Origin of the sequence: Ralstonia sp. UNC404CL21Col (assembly GCF_000620465.1) — a bacterium.
In the GTDB taxonomy this organism is placed as follows: Bacteria; Pseudomonadota; Gammaproteobacteria; order Burkholderiales; family Burkholderiaceae; genus Ralstonia; species Ralstonia flatus.
On record NZ_JIBE01000004.1, the window covers coordinates 1,520,837 to 1,538,690 of the forward strand.

Below are 17,854 nucleotides of genomic sequence, written 5' to 3' on the forward strand. Positions count from 1 at the left end.
AAAGGTCAGACGGCAAACGTCGCGCTGGTGAAGGCAGCGTGCCATGGTGCATGCACGGTCGGTCGCGCACCTGCATGACCCGATAGCGCGCGCGATAGGAATGCACGCGTGCGGTCGCTCGTCGGGGAGGAGAAAACCTGTTCTGCCGAGCCGCGTTCCACCACGACACCGTGTTCCGTGAACACCACCTCGTCGCTGATCGCCCGCGCGAAAGCCATTTCGTGCGTGACCAGCACGCAGGTCAAGCCATCGTCGACCAATTCGCCGATGACGTTGAGCACTTCGCCCACCGTTTCCGGATCGAGCGCGGACGTCACTTCATCGAACAGGATCAGTTCCGGCTTCATGGCCAGCGCACGCGCAATGGCCACGCGCTGTTGCTGCCCGCCGGACAGCTGCCCCGGGTATGCACGCGCCTTGTCTGCCAGGCCCACTTTCTTGAGCAGCGCATGCGCGGTGGCTTCAGCCTCCGACCGCGCTTTGCCGAGCACGCGCACAGGCGCGGCGATCAGGTTGTCGAGCACGCTCAGGTGCGGAAACAGGTTGTATTGCTGGAACACAAAGCCGATGCGCTTGCGCAGGGCAATGGTGTCTTCTTCGGTGTTGAGCTGGTCGACGCGGATGCCGTCCACGGTGATGCTGCCGCGCTGCGGCCGAAGCAAGCCGCTGATGCAGCGCAGGAGCGTCGACTTGCCCGAGCCCGACGGCCCGATGATCGACACGGCCTGGCCACGCTGCACGTCGAGGTCGATGCCCGACAGCACCGGCGTGATGCCGAAACTCAGATGCACGTCGCGGAGTGAGACAAGCGGTGGGGCAACCGGCGTAGATGCATCGAGAGGAAGAAGATCAGGCAGCGACATGCGCGCGCTCCATGCGCCGGGTCAGGCGCGAAATCGGGTAGCAGTAAACGAAGAACAGGGCGAGCACGGTGAAGTAGGTCAGCACCGTAAACGGCGTGCGATTGACCGTGTTGCTGGCGATCTGGGCGGTGTCGAGCAGATCGTGCACGCCCACCAGCGACGCCAGTGCCGTGCCCATGGTGATGACGGCGTACAGGTTCATCCACGAAGGCAGCATGCGCCGCACGCACTGCGGCAACACGATGCGCCAGAGGATGTCGCGCCGTGTAAACGCCAGCGACGCTGCGGCTTCCCACTGCGTATGCGGGATCGACTGCACCGCGCCACGGAAGATTTCCGCCACGTGCGCACTTGCTGGCAATGCCAGCGCGAACGTCACCTTGAGCCAATCCGGAAACGGGATCACATGGCCGCGCACGACAATTTCGAACGGCACCGCGTACGCAATGCCGTAAACCAGTACAAGCCAGGGAGCATTGCGAAACGCAACGACATAGCCGCCGGCGAGCTGCCTTAGCCCGCGCACCGACGACAAATGCAGTGCGCCGATCGCCAGCCCGACCAAGGTGCCGAGCCCGACGGCCAGCAAGCTGATGCCGACGTTGATGCCCAGCCCCCGCAGCAAAGCTGGCGACCAATGCAGAAGCGTGGCGAGAAGGGTGTCAGGCATGCGCGGCGCTCCCCAATGCGGCGTGGCCAGCGGCGCCGTAACCAGGCATCTGCAACCGGCGTTCGATCCATGCGCCCAGCGCATGCACGGCATAGGTCACCACGCCGTAGAACAGCAGCAACAGCACCATGCATTCGAGCACGTTGTCGCGCTGTGTCCAGATCATCAGCGCGCTATACGTGAGGTCGCCCACCGCAATGGCCGATGCCAGCGACGATGCCTTTACCAGTTCCACGGTGTTGTTCATCAGCGAGGGCCATGCCGCGCGAAGTGCGAGCGGCAGTTGCACGCGCCACAGGCGCTCGCGTGCGCTGAAGCCGAGCGAAGTTGCGGCTTCCAGCATGGCAGGCGGCACGGCTTCAATGCCGGCACGCAGGGCTTCCGCATGAAACGCCGCCTTGTGTAGCGAGAGCAACGTCACCGCCCAGAAGAACGGCGTGAGCGGATTGGTCAACTGCCACTGCGCCAGCGTTTGCGTGATCAGCGTGTTGACGACGAGAAACGCGCAGCACAACTGCACGAGCGTGGGCGTGTTGCGCGTCAGTTCGATAAAGCCCTGCGCCAGCCATCTCACGCGCTTATGCGGCGATACCAGCAGCCGCGCGAGCCCAACACCAAAGATGAGGCTCAGCACCACGGTGCTCAGCATCACCAGCAGCGAAACCTTCGCGCCTTGCAGCAGCGCATTGCGCTCGTACGCCTCGGTCAGAAAGCTGTAGTCGAGGCCGGTGTGGCGGACCAGCGCAATCGCCCGCGCGAGCAGATCGTCAGTCAACTGCAGCCTCTCGATCAGCCGCGCGTGGCCTTCAGCTTGTCATGCCATTCGACCAGCGCGGGCGAAGGCGGCAGGATGCCGTTCTTCTTCTCCGTTTCGATCAGCCAGCCGGTGCGGTGCCAGCCCTGGACGATGCGGTCGAGGGCGGCCACGGTGTCGTTCTCGCCCTTGCGCGCCCAGATGACCGTGGGCGAAGGGATGAGGTCCGGGCCGACGATGCGGTAGTCCTTCCATTCGGGGTTGCTGCGGGGCAGCGGCTGCAGCAGCGTGGCATCGTGCACGGCAGCAGCGCAGTTGTTGCCGCGCAGGGCCAGCAAGGACTCGGCCGGGCTCTTGAACCCCTTGGGCGTGGCGCCAATGTCGGCTGCCAGCGGCTTGGCATAGCTGCTGCCTTGCGACAGGCAGACGTCCTTGCCTTTCAGGTCACTCCACTGGTGCACCGCGCTGTCTTTCGGGACCAACGCCACGCCGCCCACGCGGTAGTACGGCGTCGGCACGTGGGCGAGCAGCTCTGCGCGCTCGGAGTTCAGCTCCATCGCCGCAACCAGGACGTCAACACGCCCCTGCTGCAGAAATTGCACGCGGTTCGAAGGTTGCACCTGCACCGTCTCCACTTCCACGCCAAGCCCGCGCCCGAGTGCCTGTGCGAGGTCGATGTTGAAGCCCGTACCGCGCTGCGTGACGGGATCGATGGAGCCGAATGGCCCGCCCGACAGCACCACGCCCACGACAAGCTTCTTGCGCTGCTGGATCTTGTCGAGCGTGGCATCAGCATGTGCCGCTGTTGCACTGAACGCGGCGGCCGCTGCCAATGCGACGGAAGCGAAGACGGATCGGCGGAACGAGGAAGAAGGGGCGGACATGGCACGCGACAGATTGTTTCTGAAGCAGCCATTGTCCGAGACGCCCGTCGTGCAACGAACGAATAAAAACCGGAAACGTTATGCGCCGCTCAGGGCTTTTGCGGCCCGAGGCGCATGCGCAAGGCCCGCCGGCGGTTGCGCATCCAGTCGACGGCGCGGCGGCCGAGGGCGATGGATGGCAGTTCGACATAGCGATGCAGCAGCACGGCCAGCGCCAGCGTGAGCGCGAGGTTGACGGCAAACAGCATCAACTGCGTGCCGAGCCACTCCGGCGCGAGCCGGCCCACCACGCGATGCGTGGCTTCAATCACGCTCGGGTGCACGAGGTACAGCGCATACGACAACTCGCCCAGCCAGACGGCGACGCGCGGCACACGAAGCTCGCCGCAGTGCTCCATGGCCACCATGCCGATCAACAACGCGCCGGTGGGCAGGCCCCGCGCGAGCAGATCGAATTTCGGGACCGGGCCGACGACCGACATCACGAACGTTGCCGCGCCAATCGCCATCAGGACACGCGCAACGGCCGGTGTCAGGCGATGCCGATGTGCCGCATACAGCCATGCCAGCCCGGCGCCCAACAGGAACTCCAGCACCAGCGGGTTGGCTGCCATGGCCTGCAATGGCGTGGCCCAGTCGTACAACGCTTCCGGGTTGCGCTGCACGACGCCGTTGTGCCAGAACGGCACGATGATCGTTGTCGTGAACAGCGCCAACGCCACCAGCCCAAGCGCGCGCCGTCCGAACAGCGCCAGCCCCATCGCGCACAACGCGTAGAAAAACACTTCGTAGTTGAGCGACCAGCCGACATACAGCGCCGGATAGCCGAAGTACGGTGCATCCACATTGGCCTGCGGCAAAAACGCCAGCGAAGTGAGCAATACGCCCGACGAGACGGGATTGAGCCACGTCGAATGCAGGACCGACATCAGCCAGTAGGGCGGCGCCAGGCGGAACGCCCGCTTGACGACAAATTCGTCGGCCGGCTCCGGCCCCTTGGGGCCGAGAATGGCCACCCACGCAATGATGAAGCCGCTGATGACGAAGAACACGTCCACACCGACATGCCCGCGCTTGATCACCTGCGACGTCAGCCACGCAAGCGCAGGGACGTCGACATGGGCCAGGGCAAGTCCGGAATGGAACACCACGACATACAGCGCAGCGAAGCCCCGCAGCGCCTGGATGCTGAGTAGAGAAGACGAAGAACGGTTCACGCGGGATGGCTATCGATAACGCAGAGAGCAACCCACGCTGGCAAGCAAGCTACGTGCCCATCACGTCTTCGTGTGCCGGTGTTGCGGGCGTTGAGGCAAAAGGTGATGTGCGCGGCGCGCCCACCTCGCCCAGGCGAATCAGCCGGGCCCGCACCACGTTGCGGCTGACCCCGAGCACGCGCGCGGCGTCGCTTTGGCTGTAGTGGCAGTACCGGAATACCTCCCGGAACAGCGCGTCTTCCACCACCTGATAGACATTCCCGACACTGTCGTTGCAGAGGTGCTGGATCGCCTGGCATAGCAGGGCAGCTTCGTCTGTACTGGACGGGTCGGGCGGTTGCGCGGTCGGCGGGGCGGTGGAGGCGATTGGCGGCTCGGTCTCGGGCCGGGCCTGCGCCACCGCCTGCGCCGGGGAACTGGCAGGGCGGCTGGACAGCCGCAGGTCGGACGCGTCGATGGTGTTTCCATCGCAGAGGAGGAGCGTCCGATGAATGACGTTTTCAAGCTCGCGCACGTTGCCGTGCCAGGGGCTCTGCGTCAGCAGGCGTTCGGCCTCCGGTGTGAGGGTCGCGCGCGCGTGGCCCAGTCGCTTGCTGTAGGTGTTGATGAAGTAGCGTGCCAGCGGAACGATGTCGCCCGGACGCTCCTTCAGCGTGAGGACGTTGAGATTGACGACATTCAGCCGGTAGTAGAGATCCTTGCGAAAGCGCTTCTCCTGGACCAGCGTTTCCAGGTCGACGGTCGTGGCCGCGACGATCCGGAGATCGACCGGAATGGGCGTGCGCCCGCCCAGGCGCACGATTTCTCGCTCCTGCAGCACGCGCAGCAGCTTGTTCTGCACAGGCAAGGGCAGGTCGTTGACCTCGTCGAGGAAGATCGTCCCGCCGTTCGCTTGCTCGAACCACCCCACCTGCGTGCCGAATGCGCCGGCGAACGCGCCGTTTTCGTGGCCGAAGAGTTCTGCATCGACGAGCGTGTCGGAGAACGCACCGCAGCTCACCACCACGAAAGGACCACCCTGCCGCGCGCTGCGGTTGTGCAGGTAGCGGGCAATCAGCTCTTTGCCCGTGCCGGTTTCGCCAGAGATCAGCACCGCCGCGTCGCTGGGCGCGACCTGTTCGACTTCATCGAGCAGGGCGCGGGAGCGCGGGTCTTCGAAGATCCATTCTGGCGTGCTGGCCGCCGGCTCCTGGCCAGGCGGCGGGGGCCATACAGGGAACGTCGCCATGATTTTCCATTCAGCGCGTGGGGTCAGGAATAGAAAGAAGGTTCGGGCAGCGTGCCGTTCAGCGCCCAGTCGCCCAACTCGTGCAGCTTGTAGTCGACAGGGTCGTGCAGCGTCTGCGTGCGCAGGTTGCGCCAGAAGCGGTCCAGCGCGAGCGCGCCGTGGGTGGCGCGTGCGCCGGTCGTCTCGAACATTCGGCTGGTCAGATCGAGACCGACCCGCGTGGCTGCAACCTTGGCGGTGGCGATGGCAACACCAACGTGGCCGCGCGCGCGTGCCGTCAACGTGGGGCCTTGCACCCACGCTTCGTCAAACCGTGTGGCCGCTTGCCGCGCCAGCAGGCGCACGCTCTCCAGGCCGACAAAGAACTCACCGTAGTGGGCCAGCGTGTACGGGTCTTCGCTCGCCCGTTTTGCTGCAGACCGATGCCACGGTCGCGCCTCGTGCAGCGTGTAGTGCCGCGCCTGCTCGAACGCACCTTCTGCCAGACCCAGGAACAGGTGCACGAACACCAGCTGCGCCAGCAACGGGCGCAACGACGAAAAAGGCGTGGTGAGCGGCCCCGGATCGCGGAGCAGTTCGTTTTCTTCCACACGGACCTTCTCGAATAGCGCGCTGCCGCTGTCGGTCTGGCGCTGCCCGAAGGCGTTCCAGTCGTGGTTGAGCGTGATGCCGGCGCGTGCAGTCGGCACCGCTGCAACCAGCAGCTTGCGACTGTGTTCATCGATGCCCGAGGCAATCAGCATTTGCGAATCCAAGGCGCCCGAGCAGAAGCTCTTCTTGCCTGAGAACTCGTACCAGCCGTCGAACCTGCGCACGATGGTGCGATCGTCCAGCGGGTTCAGCGCGTTGCCCCAGAACCAGTGCTTGCGCGCGGTCTGCTCGTACCACGGCTCCCACTGGTCTGGCCGCGCAAACAGGCGCACGGTCGCCAAAAGCAGATGGTGGAAGCCGTAAACGTGGGCGATGGAGCTATCCACCTGTGCCAACTCGCGCACGGTGTCCAACGTCTCGGCCCAACTGGCACCGTGCCCGCCATAGCGCTTGGGAATCGCCAGGGAAAGCAGGCCGCTGCGCCGCAACGCGTCGCGTTCGGCCAAGGGCGTGCCGCCCGCGGCATCGCGTTCCACCGCCGTCCGGGCGAACTCGGCAGCCAGTGCCTTGGCGGATGGCGGCGCCGGCACTGCAAGGGTTTCGGTGTCAGGAAAGATTGCCGTTTCTGTTGTCATGAACAATCGGGAAAGACGAATGGACGCCGCTCACGCCAAGGCTGGTGCTTGGCCCGCAACATCGCGGCCGAAATAGAAATGCTGGATGTCCTCACGCTCGCGCAACGCCTCAGCCGTGTCATTGAGCACGGTGACGCCTGCCTCCAGCACCGTGGCGCGATCGGCGTATTGCAGGGCCACCGTGGAGTTCTGTTCGGCCACCAGGATCGACAGCCCGTCTTCACGATTGAGCTGCCGCAGCCTCGCAAAGATGTCCTGCACGACCAGGGGCGCGAGGCCCATCGACAGCTCGTCCAGCACCAGCAGGCGCGGGCGTGACATCAGCGCGCGCCCAATGGCGGCCATCTGCTGCTCACCGCCCGACGTGAGGCCGGCGGCAACCCGGCGCCGTGCTTTCAGGCGCGGGAAGATCGCGTACACGCGTTCCAGATCGGCGGCCGTCTCCGCGCGCGAAGCGCTGCGCCCGAGCGCACCGGTAACCAGGTTCGCTTCGATGGACAGGTTCGGAAAGCAGCGCCGGCCCTCCAGCACCTGAACGAGCCCCAGGCGCACCAGCTGCGCAGGCGTGGTGCGAGCGACGTCATGCCCGTCGAAACGGATGGTGCCCGCAGTGACCTGTCCGCGTTCGGGCACCAGCAGGTTCGAGATCGCCTTGAGCGTGCTCGACTTGCCCGCACCGTTTGCGCCCAGCAGTGCGTGCACCTCACCGCGTTGCACGGTGAGGTTCACGTTGTGCAGGGCGACGATGGCATTCTGGTACGTCGCTTCGACACCGTTGACGTGCAGCAGCACAGCAGGATCGCGCATCGTCATCACGCTCAGGCCGCTTTGGCGATGGGCGGCGTCGCCGTGGTACCGGGCCCCGCACCGATCTGCCAGACATACGGCGGTTCGGTGCCGTTGATGTGCCAGTCGCCGATGATGCGCGCCTTGTAGATCAGCGGATTGTGCGAGGCCACCGTGCGCGCGTTGCGCCAGTGGCGGTCCAGCGCCTTGCCCGAGGCCGTAGCGGATGCGCTGAGCGCATTGAAGAACTGCGTGGACGCACGCAACACGAGATCGGAAATCGCCACCTGCCCTTGCGCGGATTCGAGTTCGGCGTCGATGTTGGCCTGGCGCTCCTGCGCAGCGTCGCCGGCCCAGCGGGCGTCATAGGCGCGTTGCGCGGCGAAGGTGGCGCGAATGGCCGTGGCCTCTGCCGCGTAGGCCAGTGCCGACACCTCGCCAACCACCTGCTGCACCTGCACGTCTTGCGCCACCGCCGAGGCGTTGCCGGTGCTGAAGATGCGTTTGCGCTCGCGCACTTGCTGCGCAACCTCGCGCGTGATGGCGCGCGCAATGCCAGCCAGCGTGGCCAGGTGGAACAGCTGGTAGAACGCCGTCTGATACTTGAAGCGGCTGCTGAACGGGAAGATGTTTTCGTCTTCCACGGCGGCGTTCTCATACACCGAGGTGCCGCTGCCGGTGGTGCGCTGGCCGAAGCCGTTCCAGTCGTCGTGGTGCGTCACGCCGGGCTGGTGCGAGCTGACGGCGGCGATCACGTCGGTGCCGTCTTCCAGGCGCGCGTACAGGTCGACCCAATCGGCAAAGATGCTTCCGGTGCTGTAGTACTTGCGCCCGTTGGCAACCCAGCGGCCGTCCCGTTTGGAGATGCGCGTGATGACATCGCCAATGGCCACGTCGCCGACTTCCGTCCACGCGTTGCCGACCAGGTCGCCGGCCACGAAGCGCCGCAGCCAGACTTCGTTGCCGGCATCGCGCGGTGCGTTCAGGCGATCTTCCACGAAGGCGAAATGCCCGCGCAGCGCCTGCACGATGTTGGAGTCGGCGTCGGCCAGCTCAATCAGCAGCTGGAACAGTTGGGGCAGCGTGGCGCCGTCGCCGCCATATTCCACCGGCACGCGCACCGCGCCGAAGCCCGCCTGCTTGAGCCACTGGATGGCGTCGACGCCGAGCTGGCGGTTGTGCTCGCGCTGCAAGGCGGTATCGCGGATGCGCTGGAAGACGGGGCGGTACTTCTGCGCAAGGGTTTCGTAGGGAGCGCCGAACAGGGTCTCGGCGTGCGGCTGCGTCATGGCGAACCTCCGGGTGGGTCGGGCAGGGTGGAGAGACAGCGGAATTCAATCGTTGATGCTCGTGCGCACCTTGATGTTTTTCTCTTTGGCGTACGCCAGCGACGATTTCTCGATGATGGGCCGCAGCAGTTTCCAGTCCGGTGCGATCCAGTCGGAGATCACGTTCCATTTCGTGCCATCCCACTGCTGGAAGGCGACGCGGCCGTCTCCTTCATGGTTGTCCCACGTGACGTTGATGGAGTGGAACAGGCCCTTGGCGCCCAGCGCAGCGGCGCGGGCTTCGTCAATCTTCAGGTTCTCCAGGCCCCAGCGGACTTCGTCGCCCGTCAGCGTGCGCTTGCCGAACTTGGCCTGCGCGATGCGGATGGCTTCCACGTTCAGGATGCCGTTGAGCACGCCCAGGTTGTGGTACACGCTGCCGATGCGCTTCTTGTCTTGCAGGTTGCCCTTGCCGTGGTCGTACAGCGTCTTGGTGATCTGCTGAACCACCGGGTATTGCGCACCCGCGGCCACCGTCGTGATGGCGACGTAGCCCTTGGCGGCATCGCCGGCCGGGATCACGTCTTCTTCGGAGTTGGACCACACGTTGCCGATGATGTGGTCGGCCGGAAAGCCTGTCTTCTGTGCCGTCTTGAGCGCCACCGGGTTCATCACGCCCCAGCCGCGCAGCACGACGTAATCGGGTTTGGCGCGGCGGATGGCCAACCACTGCGATTGCTGCTCATTGCCCGGGTGCGGCACTTCGATCTGCTGCACCGTGAAGCCGTATTTCTTCGCCAGCAGTTCATAGATGGGGATCGTCTCTTTGCCGTACGGCGAGCCGTGATACAGCACGACGATCTTCTTGCCCTTGAGCTTGTCGACGCCGCCTTCCTTGGTGCCGATGTAGTTGACGATGCCGGAGGTCTCGCTGTACGGATTGAGCAGCAGCGGGAAGATGTACTTGAACACCCGTCCGTCCGTCGTGTCGGTGCGGCCGTGGTTGATGGTGAGCAGCGGCACCTTGTCGGCCGTCACCCGGTCGAGCAGCGCATACGCAATGCCGACGGACAGCGGATTCCATGTGGCGATGCCGGGGTGCGTCTTCAGGCGTTCGTACACCTCCACGCCGCGTTCCACTTCGTACTGCGTTTCGCCTTCTTCCCAGGTCAGCTTGACGCCGCCCACGCCGCCGTCTCGCGTGTTGACGAGGTTCAGGTAATCGATGAAGCCGCCAAAGAACCCCGTGCCGCCGGCTGCATATGGGCCGACGCGGTAGCTTTGCAGCGGAAAGAACTGCTCATCCGCATGGGCGGCTTGTACGCCCAGACCGGTCAGGCCAGAAAGGGCCAGCGCGCCGGTCAGCAACGCCATCTTGATGGTGCGGGGGAAGGACATGGTGCAGATGCTCCTGGTATCGATGCGACGTAGGTCGAGTGGAGACAGAGGATGGAATCAGCGCCGGGAAGCGGGGCGCACGACGTTGCCTATCCGGCGCAGCACCCGCTGCCACAGGGCGGCAAGGCCCTGCGGCTCGGCAATCAGAAAGGCCACGATGAGCGCACCGATCACGATGCGTTGGCTGAGGTCCCGCACGCCGGAGTCGAACCGGCTGCCGAACACGAAAGCCCCAAAGCGGGACAGCAGCAGCGGAAACACCACCACCAGCGCCGCGCCAAGGAACGCGCCCCGGATGGTCGCCAGGCCGCCGATGATGACGATGAACAGGATCTGGAACGATCGATCGAGATTGAAGCCCGCGGGCTCCACCGTGCGCAGATAGATGAAGCCCCACAGCACACCCGCCACGCCAATGACGAACGATGAGATGGCAAAGGCGAGCAGCTTGGTCCGCAGTACCGGCACGCCGGTGACGCGTGCCGCCATTTCGTTGTCACGCACGGCAATGAAATGGTGGCCAGTGGGCGTTTGCACGAGTCGCCAGACCAGCGCCGTGAGGATCGCCACGACCGTGAGCGCGAACACGTAGCGCAGCGCTGGCGTGTCGAACGCGAAGCCCGCCACCACGATGGGCGGCGCGTCGATCACGCCCGATGCGTTGTTGTTGCTGAACCAGCCGTACTTGGTCAGTGCCCACTGCACGAAGAATTGCGCGGCGAGGGTCGATACGGCCAGGTAGAAGCCGCGCAGGCGCAGGCTCGGCAACCCGAAGGCGACGCCGATGGCGGTGGCGGCTAGCCCGGCCAGCACAATGCTGACAGGCAGCGGCAGACCGTCAACGCGCAGGTTGAAGTTGTACGCGGCGAATGCGCCCACTGCCATGAAGGCGGCCGAGCCCGCCGACAATTGCCCCGCGTAGCCGGTCAACAGGTTCAGGCCCACCGCCGCAAGCGACAGCGCAAGGAACGGAATGAGGATGGCATCCAGCCAATAGTCCGATGCCACCAGCGGCACGACGAAGTAGGCCAGCAGCAGCGTCACCGCGGGCGTTGCCCATGCGGGCCAGGACAGGTGCGTCCGCGCAGTGGAAGGGCGCGTGGTGTGCCCGGATGGGGCGTCCAATGCAGTCGACATGGCTCAGGCTCTCTCGACAGGGCGCAGGCCGAACAGCCCGCCCGGTTTGACCAGCAGGAAGGCCAGCGCGGCCACATAGGCGATCCAGCTCTCGATGCCGCCGCCGACAAATGGCCCCAGGTACACCTCGGCGAGCTTCTCCAGCGCGCCGATGATCAAGCCACCGACCACCGCGCCCAGGATCGAATCGAAGCCGCCCAGCACCAGCACCGGCAGCGCCTTGAGCACCACCAGCGACAGCGAGAACTGCACCCCCAGTCGCGCGCCCCACAGCAGCCCCGCCACGAGGGCGATGACGCCGGCTGTGGCCCAGACCGTTGCCCAGATGCGCGGTAGCCGCAAGCCCACGGCAATGGCGGCGAATGTGTCGTCCGCCACGGCACGAAACGCCAGCCCCACGCGTGTGTAGCGGAAGAAGACCGACAGCGCCGTCACCATGACGGCTGCAGTGGCGGCCGCAAACAAGTCAAAGCTGGAGACGAGGATGCCGCCGATCTGCAGCGGCGCATCGGAAATGCCGAGGTTCAACTCGTGTACCTGCGTGCCCCACACCAGCTGCGCCACGCCCTCGATCACGTACGACAAGCCGAGCGTCGCCATGAACAGCGTGATGGGCGGCTGGTTGACCAGCGGCCGAAGCACCGCGCGCTCGATCCCGAGCCCCAGCAGCACCATCAACGTGAAGGTGAGCAGCAACGCGAGCGGGAACGGCACGCCGCGCTCGAGCAGGCTGACGAATGTGAGCGCGGCAAACAGCAGTTGTGCGCCCTGCGCGAAATTCAGCACGCCCGAGGTCTTGTAGATCAGCACAAAGCCAATCGCCACCAGCGAATACATCACGCCGGACAGCAGGCCGCCCACCAGCACCTCGGCAAAGAACGCCAGGTCGAAGTCGCCCATCATTGGGCCTCGGCCGCACTTGGCGCGTCGTGTGCGACGCCGAGGTAAGCATCGATGACAACCGGGTCGTCGCGCACGGCTTGCGGCGTGCCGTCGGCGATCTTGCGGCCGTAGTCGAGCACCGCCACGCGATCGGACAGGCCCAGCACGATGCCGATGTCGTGTTCGATCAGCACGATGGTGGTGCCCCACTGGTCGCGCGCCGCGCGGATCAGGTCGGCCATCTGGACCTTCTCCGTCACCGTCATGCCGGCGAGCGGCTCATCGAGCAGCAATAGGCGTGGCCGCGCGACCAGCGCACGCGCCAGTTCAACGCGCTTTTGCAGCCCATAGGAAAGTGTGCCCGCGAGTTGGTCCTGCACGTCGCCCAGGCCGACAAAGTGGATTACCTGTTCCGCACGCTCGCGCGCATCGGCCAGCTCGCGGCGCGCGCGACCCAGCCCGATCAACTGCTCGACGAAGACGGAGCGGGTGTGCTGTACGCGGCCGAGCGCAATGTTGTCGCGCACGCTCAGGCCCTTGAACAACGCCAGGTTCTGGAACGTGCGCGCAATGCCAAGACCGGCCAATCGTGCCGGCGACACCTTGCGCATGGCGCGGCCATTGAGCCAGATGCCGCCGCGGTCCGGTTGGTACAGGCCGCTGATGATGTTGACCAACGAGCTTTTGCCCGCACCGTTGGGGCCGATGATGGCGCGGATCTCGCCCGGCGCCACTGTGAGGTCAATGCCCTTGAGCGCCTGAATGCCGCCGAACGACAGGTCGATGTCGGCCAGCCGCAACGCGGGTGCCGCGGCCGGTACGGCATGGGTGTCAACGCTGCGTGCAGGCGATGGCGCATCGGCGTTACGCGTGTCGGCGTAGCGTGCGAGCGGCGGTGGCGGGGCAGCAAGTTCGGCGGACGTGTGAGACATGGCGGTCTCCGCAAAGCGACAGGCAACAGAACTCCCCCGCGCCCACTCAACTGAGCGGGCGCGTGCGGGAAACGCGGGTATCAGGTCAGGCGGTCAGGCAGTCAGGCGGCTGACGTGGCGGCCTCGGCCTCGCGCGTGTCGGCGCTTGTGTCGGCGCCTGACGCAGCGCTTGTGGCAGCAGCGCGTTGGGCTTCCAGCTCGCGCACCAGCGGCAGCACCTTACGACCGAAGTACTCGACTTCTTCGATGAAGTGCAGGAAGCCCGCCAGGATCAGGTCAACGCCGATCGACTTCAGGTGCACGATGCGCTCCGCAATCTGCTGCGGCGTGCCGATCAGGTTGGTGCGGAAACCGTCGTTGTATTGAACGAGATCTTCAAACGTGGATTTCGCCCAGTTGCCTTCGCCTTCGGGCGATGCCTTGCCAGCTTGCTTCACCGCATCGCCAAAGGCATGCACGGCTTCCACGTGCGCATGCTTGATGATGTCGTCCAGCACCGCCTTGGCTTCTTCTTCGGTATCGCGCGCGATGATGAAAGCGTTCACCCCGATGCGGACCTTGTGGCCGTTCTCGCGGGCCTTTGCCTGGATATCGTCGATCTGCGCCTTGATGCCTTCGGGCGTATTGCCGTTGGTGAAGTACCAGTCCGATACGCTCGCCGCGTTGTCGCGTGCGGCACGCGAGCTGCCGCCCTGGAAGATTTCCGGGTGCGGCTTCTGCAGCGGCTTGGGGCTCAGCGTGTAGTCGTTGATGCGGTAGAAGTCGCCCTTGAAAGTGAACTTGTCCTGCGTCCAGATGCCCTTGAGCACGCGGATGAATTCGTTGGAGCGGCGATAGCGCTCATCGTGTTCGAGCCAAGGCTCCCCGAGTGCCTGGAATTCGCCCTTGAACCAGCCGCTGACGACATTGATGGCGATGCGGCCGTTGGAGATGTGGTCGATCGTGGCCAACTGCTTGGCCACCACCGCCGGATGCCAGGGGCCCGGCAGGATGGCGGCCAGCACCTTCAGCTTGGTGGTGGCGTGCAGGATGGCCTGGCTGAACGACACCGATTCGTGCTGATGCTCGGCGCCGTAGCCGGCGGTAAAGCGGATCTGGCTGAGCGCGTAGTCAAAGCCGGCTTTCTCAGCCGTCTGCGCCAGCTTCTGGTTGTATTCGAGGCTCCAGTCGGTGCGCTGCGGGATGGTGCTGACGACCAGGCCGCCGCTGACGTTCGGCACCCAGTAGGCAAACTTGATAGTGGCGCTGGAAGAAGATTGGCTCATCGCGATGGTCCTTTGCTCTGTGCGGGATGGGAACGAACGAAGCGGCGCTTCAGGCGGCTTGTGCCACCGGGGCGGTGCGAAGGTCTGCGGCCGGCGCCGTGCTCAGCAGCGGCAACGCACGCGTGACGGCCAGGGCGATCCGGTCACGCAGTGCCTGGCTGGTGATGTCGTAGCCGCTGAAATCCTGCTCCGATGCATACACGCCCAGTGGCAATGTGCGCGCCTGGAAGAAGCTGAAAAGCGGCCGCAGCTGATGATCAATCACCAGCGCGTGACGGTCGCTGCCGCCCGTGGCTGCCAGCAGGACAGGCACGTCGATGAGCGCTTCGTGGTGGACCAGATCAAAAAGATGCTTGAACAGACCCGTGTATGAGCCGCGATACACGGGGCTCGCGACCACGAGCACATCGGCCGATTCAATGGCGGCAAGTTCCGCCTGCACCCGGCCCGGCAGCTGGTCTCGATACGACGTGCCACCAATGGCTGGAGCCAGTTCTTCGAGCGTGATCAGGTGGACATCGATGGGAAGAACCTCAGCGAGGGCGGCCAGCAGTTGCTCGACCAATACGAGTGTCCGCGAGGGGCGCTGCACGCTGCCCGAGACGGCCACGACCTTGAACTTGCGACTCATTGTGAGTACCTCTGCGCTTGCGCGATCGACGGAACGATGTGAATGCATGAGCGCGGCCGGCCTTGAACCATGTCCTGCGCTTGCAAATCATTCTGCGTCGCACCATGCGCGGCGGCATACGTAGAAATCGGAGCATCTATATTTCAATGCTCGCGTTTCACGCTAAGTCTCTGAGCTGTAAAGAGAATTGAATTCAGTCTTCGGCGTTGGCGCGGTGTTGCCAATCCGCAATCGCGCGATGTCATATCGAAAGACGAATTCCGGATGCGTGCACGCGCGCAATCTGCTGGAGACTTGCTTCCAAAGCATCACGATCAACATGCACGTCGGTGTGATGAGCGACAGCGTCAGCCGCGGGCATTGCACCCGGCTGCGCGCTCGAGGAGCAGCGCACGCTCCTGCCGATTGTGCGTGAGTGCAGCAGCACGCTCGTACTCCGCGCGCGCCTCCTCCATGCGGTGGAGGCGTGCAAGAAAATCGGCGCGGACGCTGGGCAGCAGGTGATAGCTGCGCAACGCCGGTTCGGCGAGCAGCGTATCGACGATTTCAAGGCCCGCTTGCGGCCCATACGCCATCGCCACCGCAACGGCGCGGTTGAGTTCGACGACGGGCGAGGGCGTGAGTTGCGCGAGCGCGTCGTACAGCGCGGCAATGCGCGTCCAGTCGGTTTGCTCGGCGGTGCGAGCGCTTGCATGACATGCCGCAATGGCGGCCTGCAGCCCATACGGGCCGAGCCCTCGCCCGCGGGCTTCAGCCTGTGCCAGCGCGGCAAAGCCACGCTGGATGAGCAGGTAGTCCCAACGGCTGCGGTCTTGCTCCATCAGCAGGATGGGCCGGCCGTCGGGGCCCACGCGTGCACGCAGGCGCGAGGCCTGCAGTTCCATCAGCGCGAGCAGGCCATGCACTTCGGGCTCGCCGGGCATGAGGCCGGCAAGGATGCGGCCCAGGCGCTGCGCTTCTTCGCAGAGCGTGGGGCGCGTCCAGTCGTCGCCGGCGGTGGCGGCATAGCCTTCGTTGAAGACGAGATAGATCACCTGCAGCACGGCCGACAGCCGCTCGGGCAAGGCATCGGGCTCGGGCAATTCGAAGGGCACGCGCGCGGCGGCAAGCGTCTTTTTCGCACGCACGATGCGCTGCGCCACCGTCGGTTCGGGCACCAGAAACGCGCGGGCGATTTCGTCCGTGGTCAGTCCGCCAAGCAATCGCAGCGTCAGCGCCACGCGGCCTTCGTGCGGCAGCGCCGGATGGCAGGAAATGAAGACCAGCCGCAGCAGATCGTCGCCGATGGCCTCGTCGCGTGCGGCTTCGGCATCGGCCTGGGCCAGCTCGTGTTCGATCTCCAGCTCGATGGCGAGCCGCGCATGCTTCTGCTCCGCCAGCGTGTGATGCCGCAGCCGGTCAATGGCGCGGTGTTTGGCGGTGGCCGTGAGCCACGCGGCCGGGTTGTCGGGGATGCCGGATGCGGGCCATTGCTCCAGCGCCGCGACCAGCGCATCCTGGGCCAGCTCTTCTGCCAGGCCCACGTCGCGCAGCAGGCGCGCAAGCCCGGCAATGATCCTGGCCGATTCGATGCGCCACACCGCGTCGATGGTGCGGTGGATGGCGAGGGCCTCCTGCGTCGAATCGGCCATGACGCGCCGCCTATTGCTGCTTGGCCGCCAGTTCGGCGCGCAGGCGTTCTTCACGCTCGCGGGCTTCGGGCGTGAACTCCGCACCAAAATCTTCCGCTTCAAACACGCGCCGGATTTCGAGGCGCACATTGCCGCCGCCATCCAATGCCGGCCAGCGCTTGACCCATTCGAGCGCTTCTTCTTCCGACTTGACCTGCAGCATGGTGTAGCCGGCGATCAGCTCCTTGGCTTCGGCAAATGGGCCATCGATCACCGTCGGCTTGCCGCCCTTGAATTCCACGCGTGCGCCGCGCGAGCTGGGGTGCAGGCCTTCGCCGCCCAACAGCACGCCCGCCTTGGCCAGCTCTTCCATGTATTTGCCCATGGCGGTCAGCAGTTCTTCGCTGGGCATCACCGAGGCTTCGGTGTCTTGGTCGGCCAGTCGCAGGATCATGAATCGCATGGTGTTTCTCCTTGGTTCGGTTGGGTGAGAGGCTGCGCAAGATGTTTGCGCCTCTACTTGCACGTCGAATGAGGGGTGGGCGAAATCGACACGCTACGACTCAGAAGATGTAACTGCATGTAACTGCGACGCGGCGTGAGGAGAGCGGCGCCTTAGGCCGCCTTTTTTTGGCAGCCCTCGTGTGACTTCAAGTCGCCATGGCCTCGCCCCGCGCGCATTCCGGCACTTCGGCCGGCTCGCGGGACATCTCGCTCGTGCGATACGACTCGCCCCATTCGCGCAGGCTGATCAGCACCGGCGCGAGCGACTCGCCCAGCGGGGTCAGCACATATTCGACTTTGGGGGGCACCTGCGGATACACGTGCCGCGCGATGACGCCGTCCGCTTCGAGTTCGCGCAATTGCAGCGTCAGCATGCGCTGCGTGGCATTCGGAATCAGGCGGGTCAGCTCCATGAAGCGCTTCTTCCCAGGCAGGAGGTGGAACAGGATCACGGGCTTCCAGACCCCGCCGATCACGGAAAGCGTGACTTCGACGGCGCAGCCGCTTTTGCCGTCCAGACGTTTCAGACGCATGGTTTTATACCTACAAAATTGATAGTACCTGTGAAAATTGTACGTTCTTGCGACGCAGGAGGTACG

Annotated in this window: 18 protein-coding genes; all 18 read right to left on the minus strand. The window is 65.0% G+C overall.

All coding sequences use genetic code 11. The annotated features are described in order from the left end of the window. Nucleotides 1-5: 5 nt before the first annotated feature. The gene (locus tag N511_RS0114975) at nt 6-863 is read right to left on the minus strand and encodes an amino acid ABC transporter ATP-binding protein (protein WP_027680054.1); all 858 of its coding nucleotides are present in this window, start codon (nt 861-863) and stop codon (nt 6-8) included. Then, nucleotides 850-1,533, minus strand: coding sequence for an amino acid ABC transporter permease (locus N511_RS0114980; protein WP_027680055.1), 684 nt, complete (start codon nt 1,531-1,533; stop codon nt 850-852). The genes N511_RS0114975 and N511_RS0114980 overlap by 14 nt, the downstream gene beginning before the upstream one ends. Further along, nucleotides 1,526-2,308, minus strand: coding sequence for an amino acid ABC transporter permease (locus N511_RS0114985; protein ID WP_027680056.1), 783 nt, complete (start codon nt 2,306-2,308; stop codon nt 1,526-1,528). Before N511_RS0114985 ends, N511_RS0114980 begins: the two co-directional genes overlap by 8 nt. Before the next feature lie 14 nt (nt 2,309-2,322). After that, on the minus strand, nt 2,323-3,171 hold the full coding sequence (locus N511_RS0114990) for a transporter substrate-binding domain-containing protein (protein WP_027680057.1): 849 nt from the start codon (nt 3,169-3,171) through the stop codon (nt 2,323-2,325). Between the two features lie 89 nt (nt 3,172-3,260). Beyond that, the gene (locus N511_RS0114995; protein WP_027680058.1) at nt 3,261-4,388 is read right to left on the minus strand and encodes an acyltransferase family protein; all 1,128 of its coding nucleotides are present in this window, start codon (nt 4,386-4,388) and stop codon (nt 3,261-3,263) included. Between the two features lie 49 nt (nt 4,389-4,437). Continuing rightward, complete coding sequence (locus N511_RS24295) at nt 4,438-5,616, minus strand: sigma-54 interaction domain-containing protein (RefSeq protein ID WP_051530937.1); 1,179 nt, start codon at nt 5,614-5,616, stop codon at nt 4,438-4,440. Between the two features lie 23 nt (nt 5,617-5,639). Continuing rightward, entirely contained in the window at nt 5,640-6,842 is a 1,203-nt protein-coding gene (locus tag N511_RS0115005) for an acyl-CoA dehydrogenase family protein (RefSeq protein WP_051530938.1), read from the minus strand. 30 nt (nt 6,843-6,872) lie between these two features. Then, complete coding sequence (locus tag N511_RS0115010; RefSeq protein ID WP_027680060.1) at nt 6,873-7,649, minus strand: ABC transporter ATP-binding protein; 777 nt, start codon at nt 7,647-7,649, stop codon at nt 6,873-6,875. Nucleotides 7,650-7,660: 11 nt separating this feature from the next. Continuing rightward, nucleotides 7,661-8,956, minus strand: coding sequence for a monooxygenase (locus N511_RS0115015; RefSeq protein WP_410003866.1), 1,296 nt, complete (start codon nt 8,954-8,956; stop codon nt 7,661-7,663). Between the two features lie 6 nt (nt 8,957-8,962). Next, entirely contained in the window at nt 8,963-10,294 is a 1,332-nt protein-coding gene (locus N511_RS0115020; protein WP_027680062.1) for an ABC transporter substrate-binding protein, read from the minus strand. A 57-nt stretch (nt 10,295-10,351) separates the two neighbouring features. Then, entirely contained in the window at nt 10,352-11,431 is a 1,080-nt protein-coding gene (locus tag N511_RS0115025) for a branched-chain amino acid ABC transporter permease (protein WP_051530939.1), read from the minus strand. 3 nt (nt 11,432-11,434) lie between these two features. Next, nucleotides 11,435-12,316 (minus strand): branched-chain amino acid ABC transporter permease, encoded by an 882-nt coding sequence (locus tag N511_RS0115030; RefSeq protein ID WP_197032062.1) that lies wholly within the window; start codon nt 12,314-12,316, stop codon nt 11,435-11,437. Nucleotides 12,317-12,330: 14 nt separating this feature from the next. After that, nucleotides 12,331-13,245 (minus strand): ABC transporter ATP-binding protein, encoded by a 915-nt coding sequence (locus tag N511_RS0115035; protein WP_027680065.1) that lies wholly within the window; start codon nt 13,243-13,245, stop codon nt 12,331-12,333. 101 nt (nt 13,246-13,346) lie between these two features. Beyond that, nucleotides 13,347-14,510, minus strand: a complete 1,164-nt coding sequence (gene sfnG / locus N511_RS0115040; protein ID WP_027680066.1) for a dimethylsulfone monooxygenase SfnG — start codon at nt 14,508-14,510, stop codon at nt 13,347-13,349. A 49-nt stretch (nt 14,511-14,559) separates the two neighbouring features. Beyond that, nucleotides 14,560-15,141 (minus strand): FMN reductase, encoded by a 582-nt coding sequence (gene msuE / locus N511_RS0115045; protein ID WP_027680067.1) that lies wholly within the window; start codon nt 15,139-15,141, stop codon nt 14,560-14,562. Between the two features lie 347 nt (nt 15,142-15,488). Beyond that, entirely contained in the window at nt 15,489-16,772 is a 1,284-nt protein-coding gene (locus tag N511_RS0115050; protein WP_027680068.1) for an RNA polymerase sigma factor, read from the minus strand. 10 nt (nt 16,773-16,782) lie between these two features. After that, entirely contained in the window at nt 16,783-17,214 is a 432-nt protein-coding gene (locus N511_RS0115055) for a YciI family protein (RefSeq protein WP_027680069.1), read from the minus strand. 187 nt (nt 17,215-17,401) lie between these two features. Then, nucleotides 17,402-17,788 carry a winged helix-turn-helix transcriptional regulator gene (locus N511_RS0115060; protein WP_027680070.1) on the minus strand — a complete coding sequence of 129 codons (387 nt, stop codon included), beginning with the start codon at nt 17,786-17,788 and terminating at the stop codon, nt 17,402-17,404. Between the last annotated feature and the right edge of the window lie 66 nt (nt 17,789-17,854).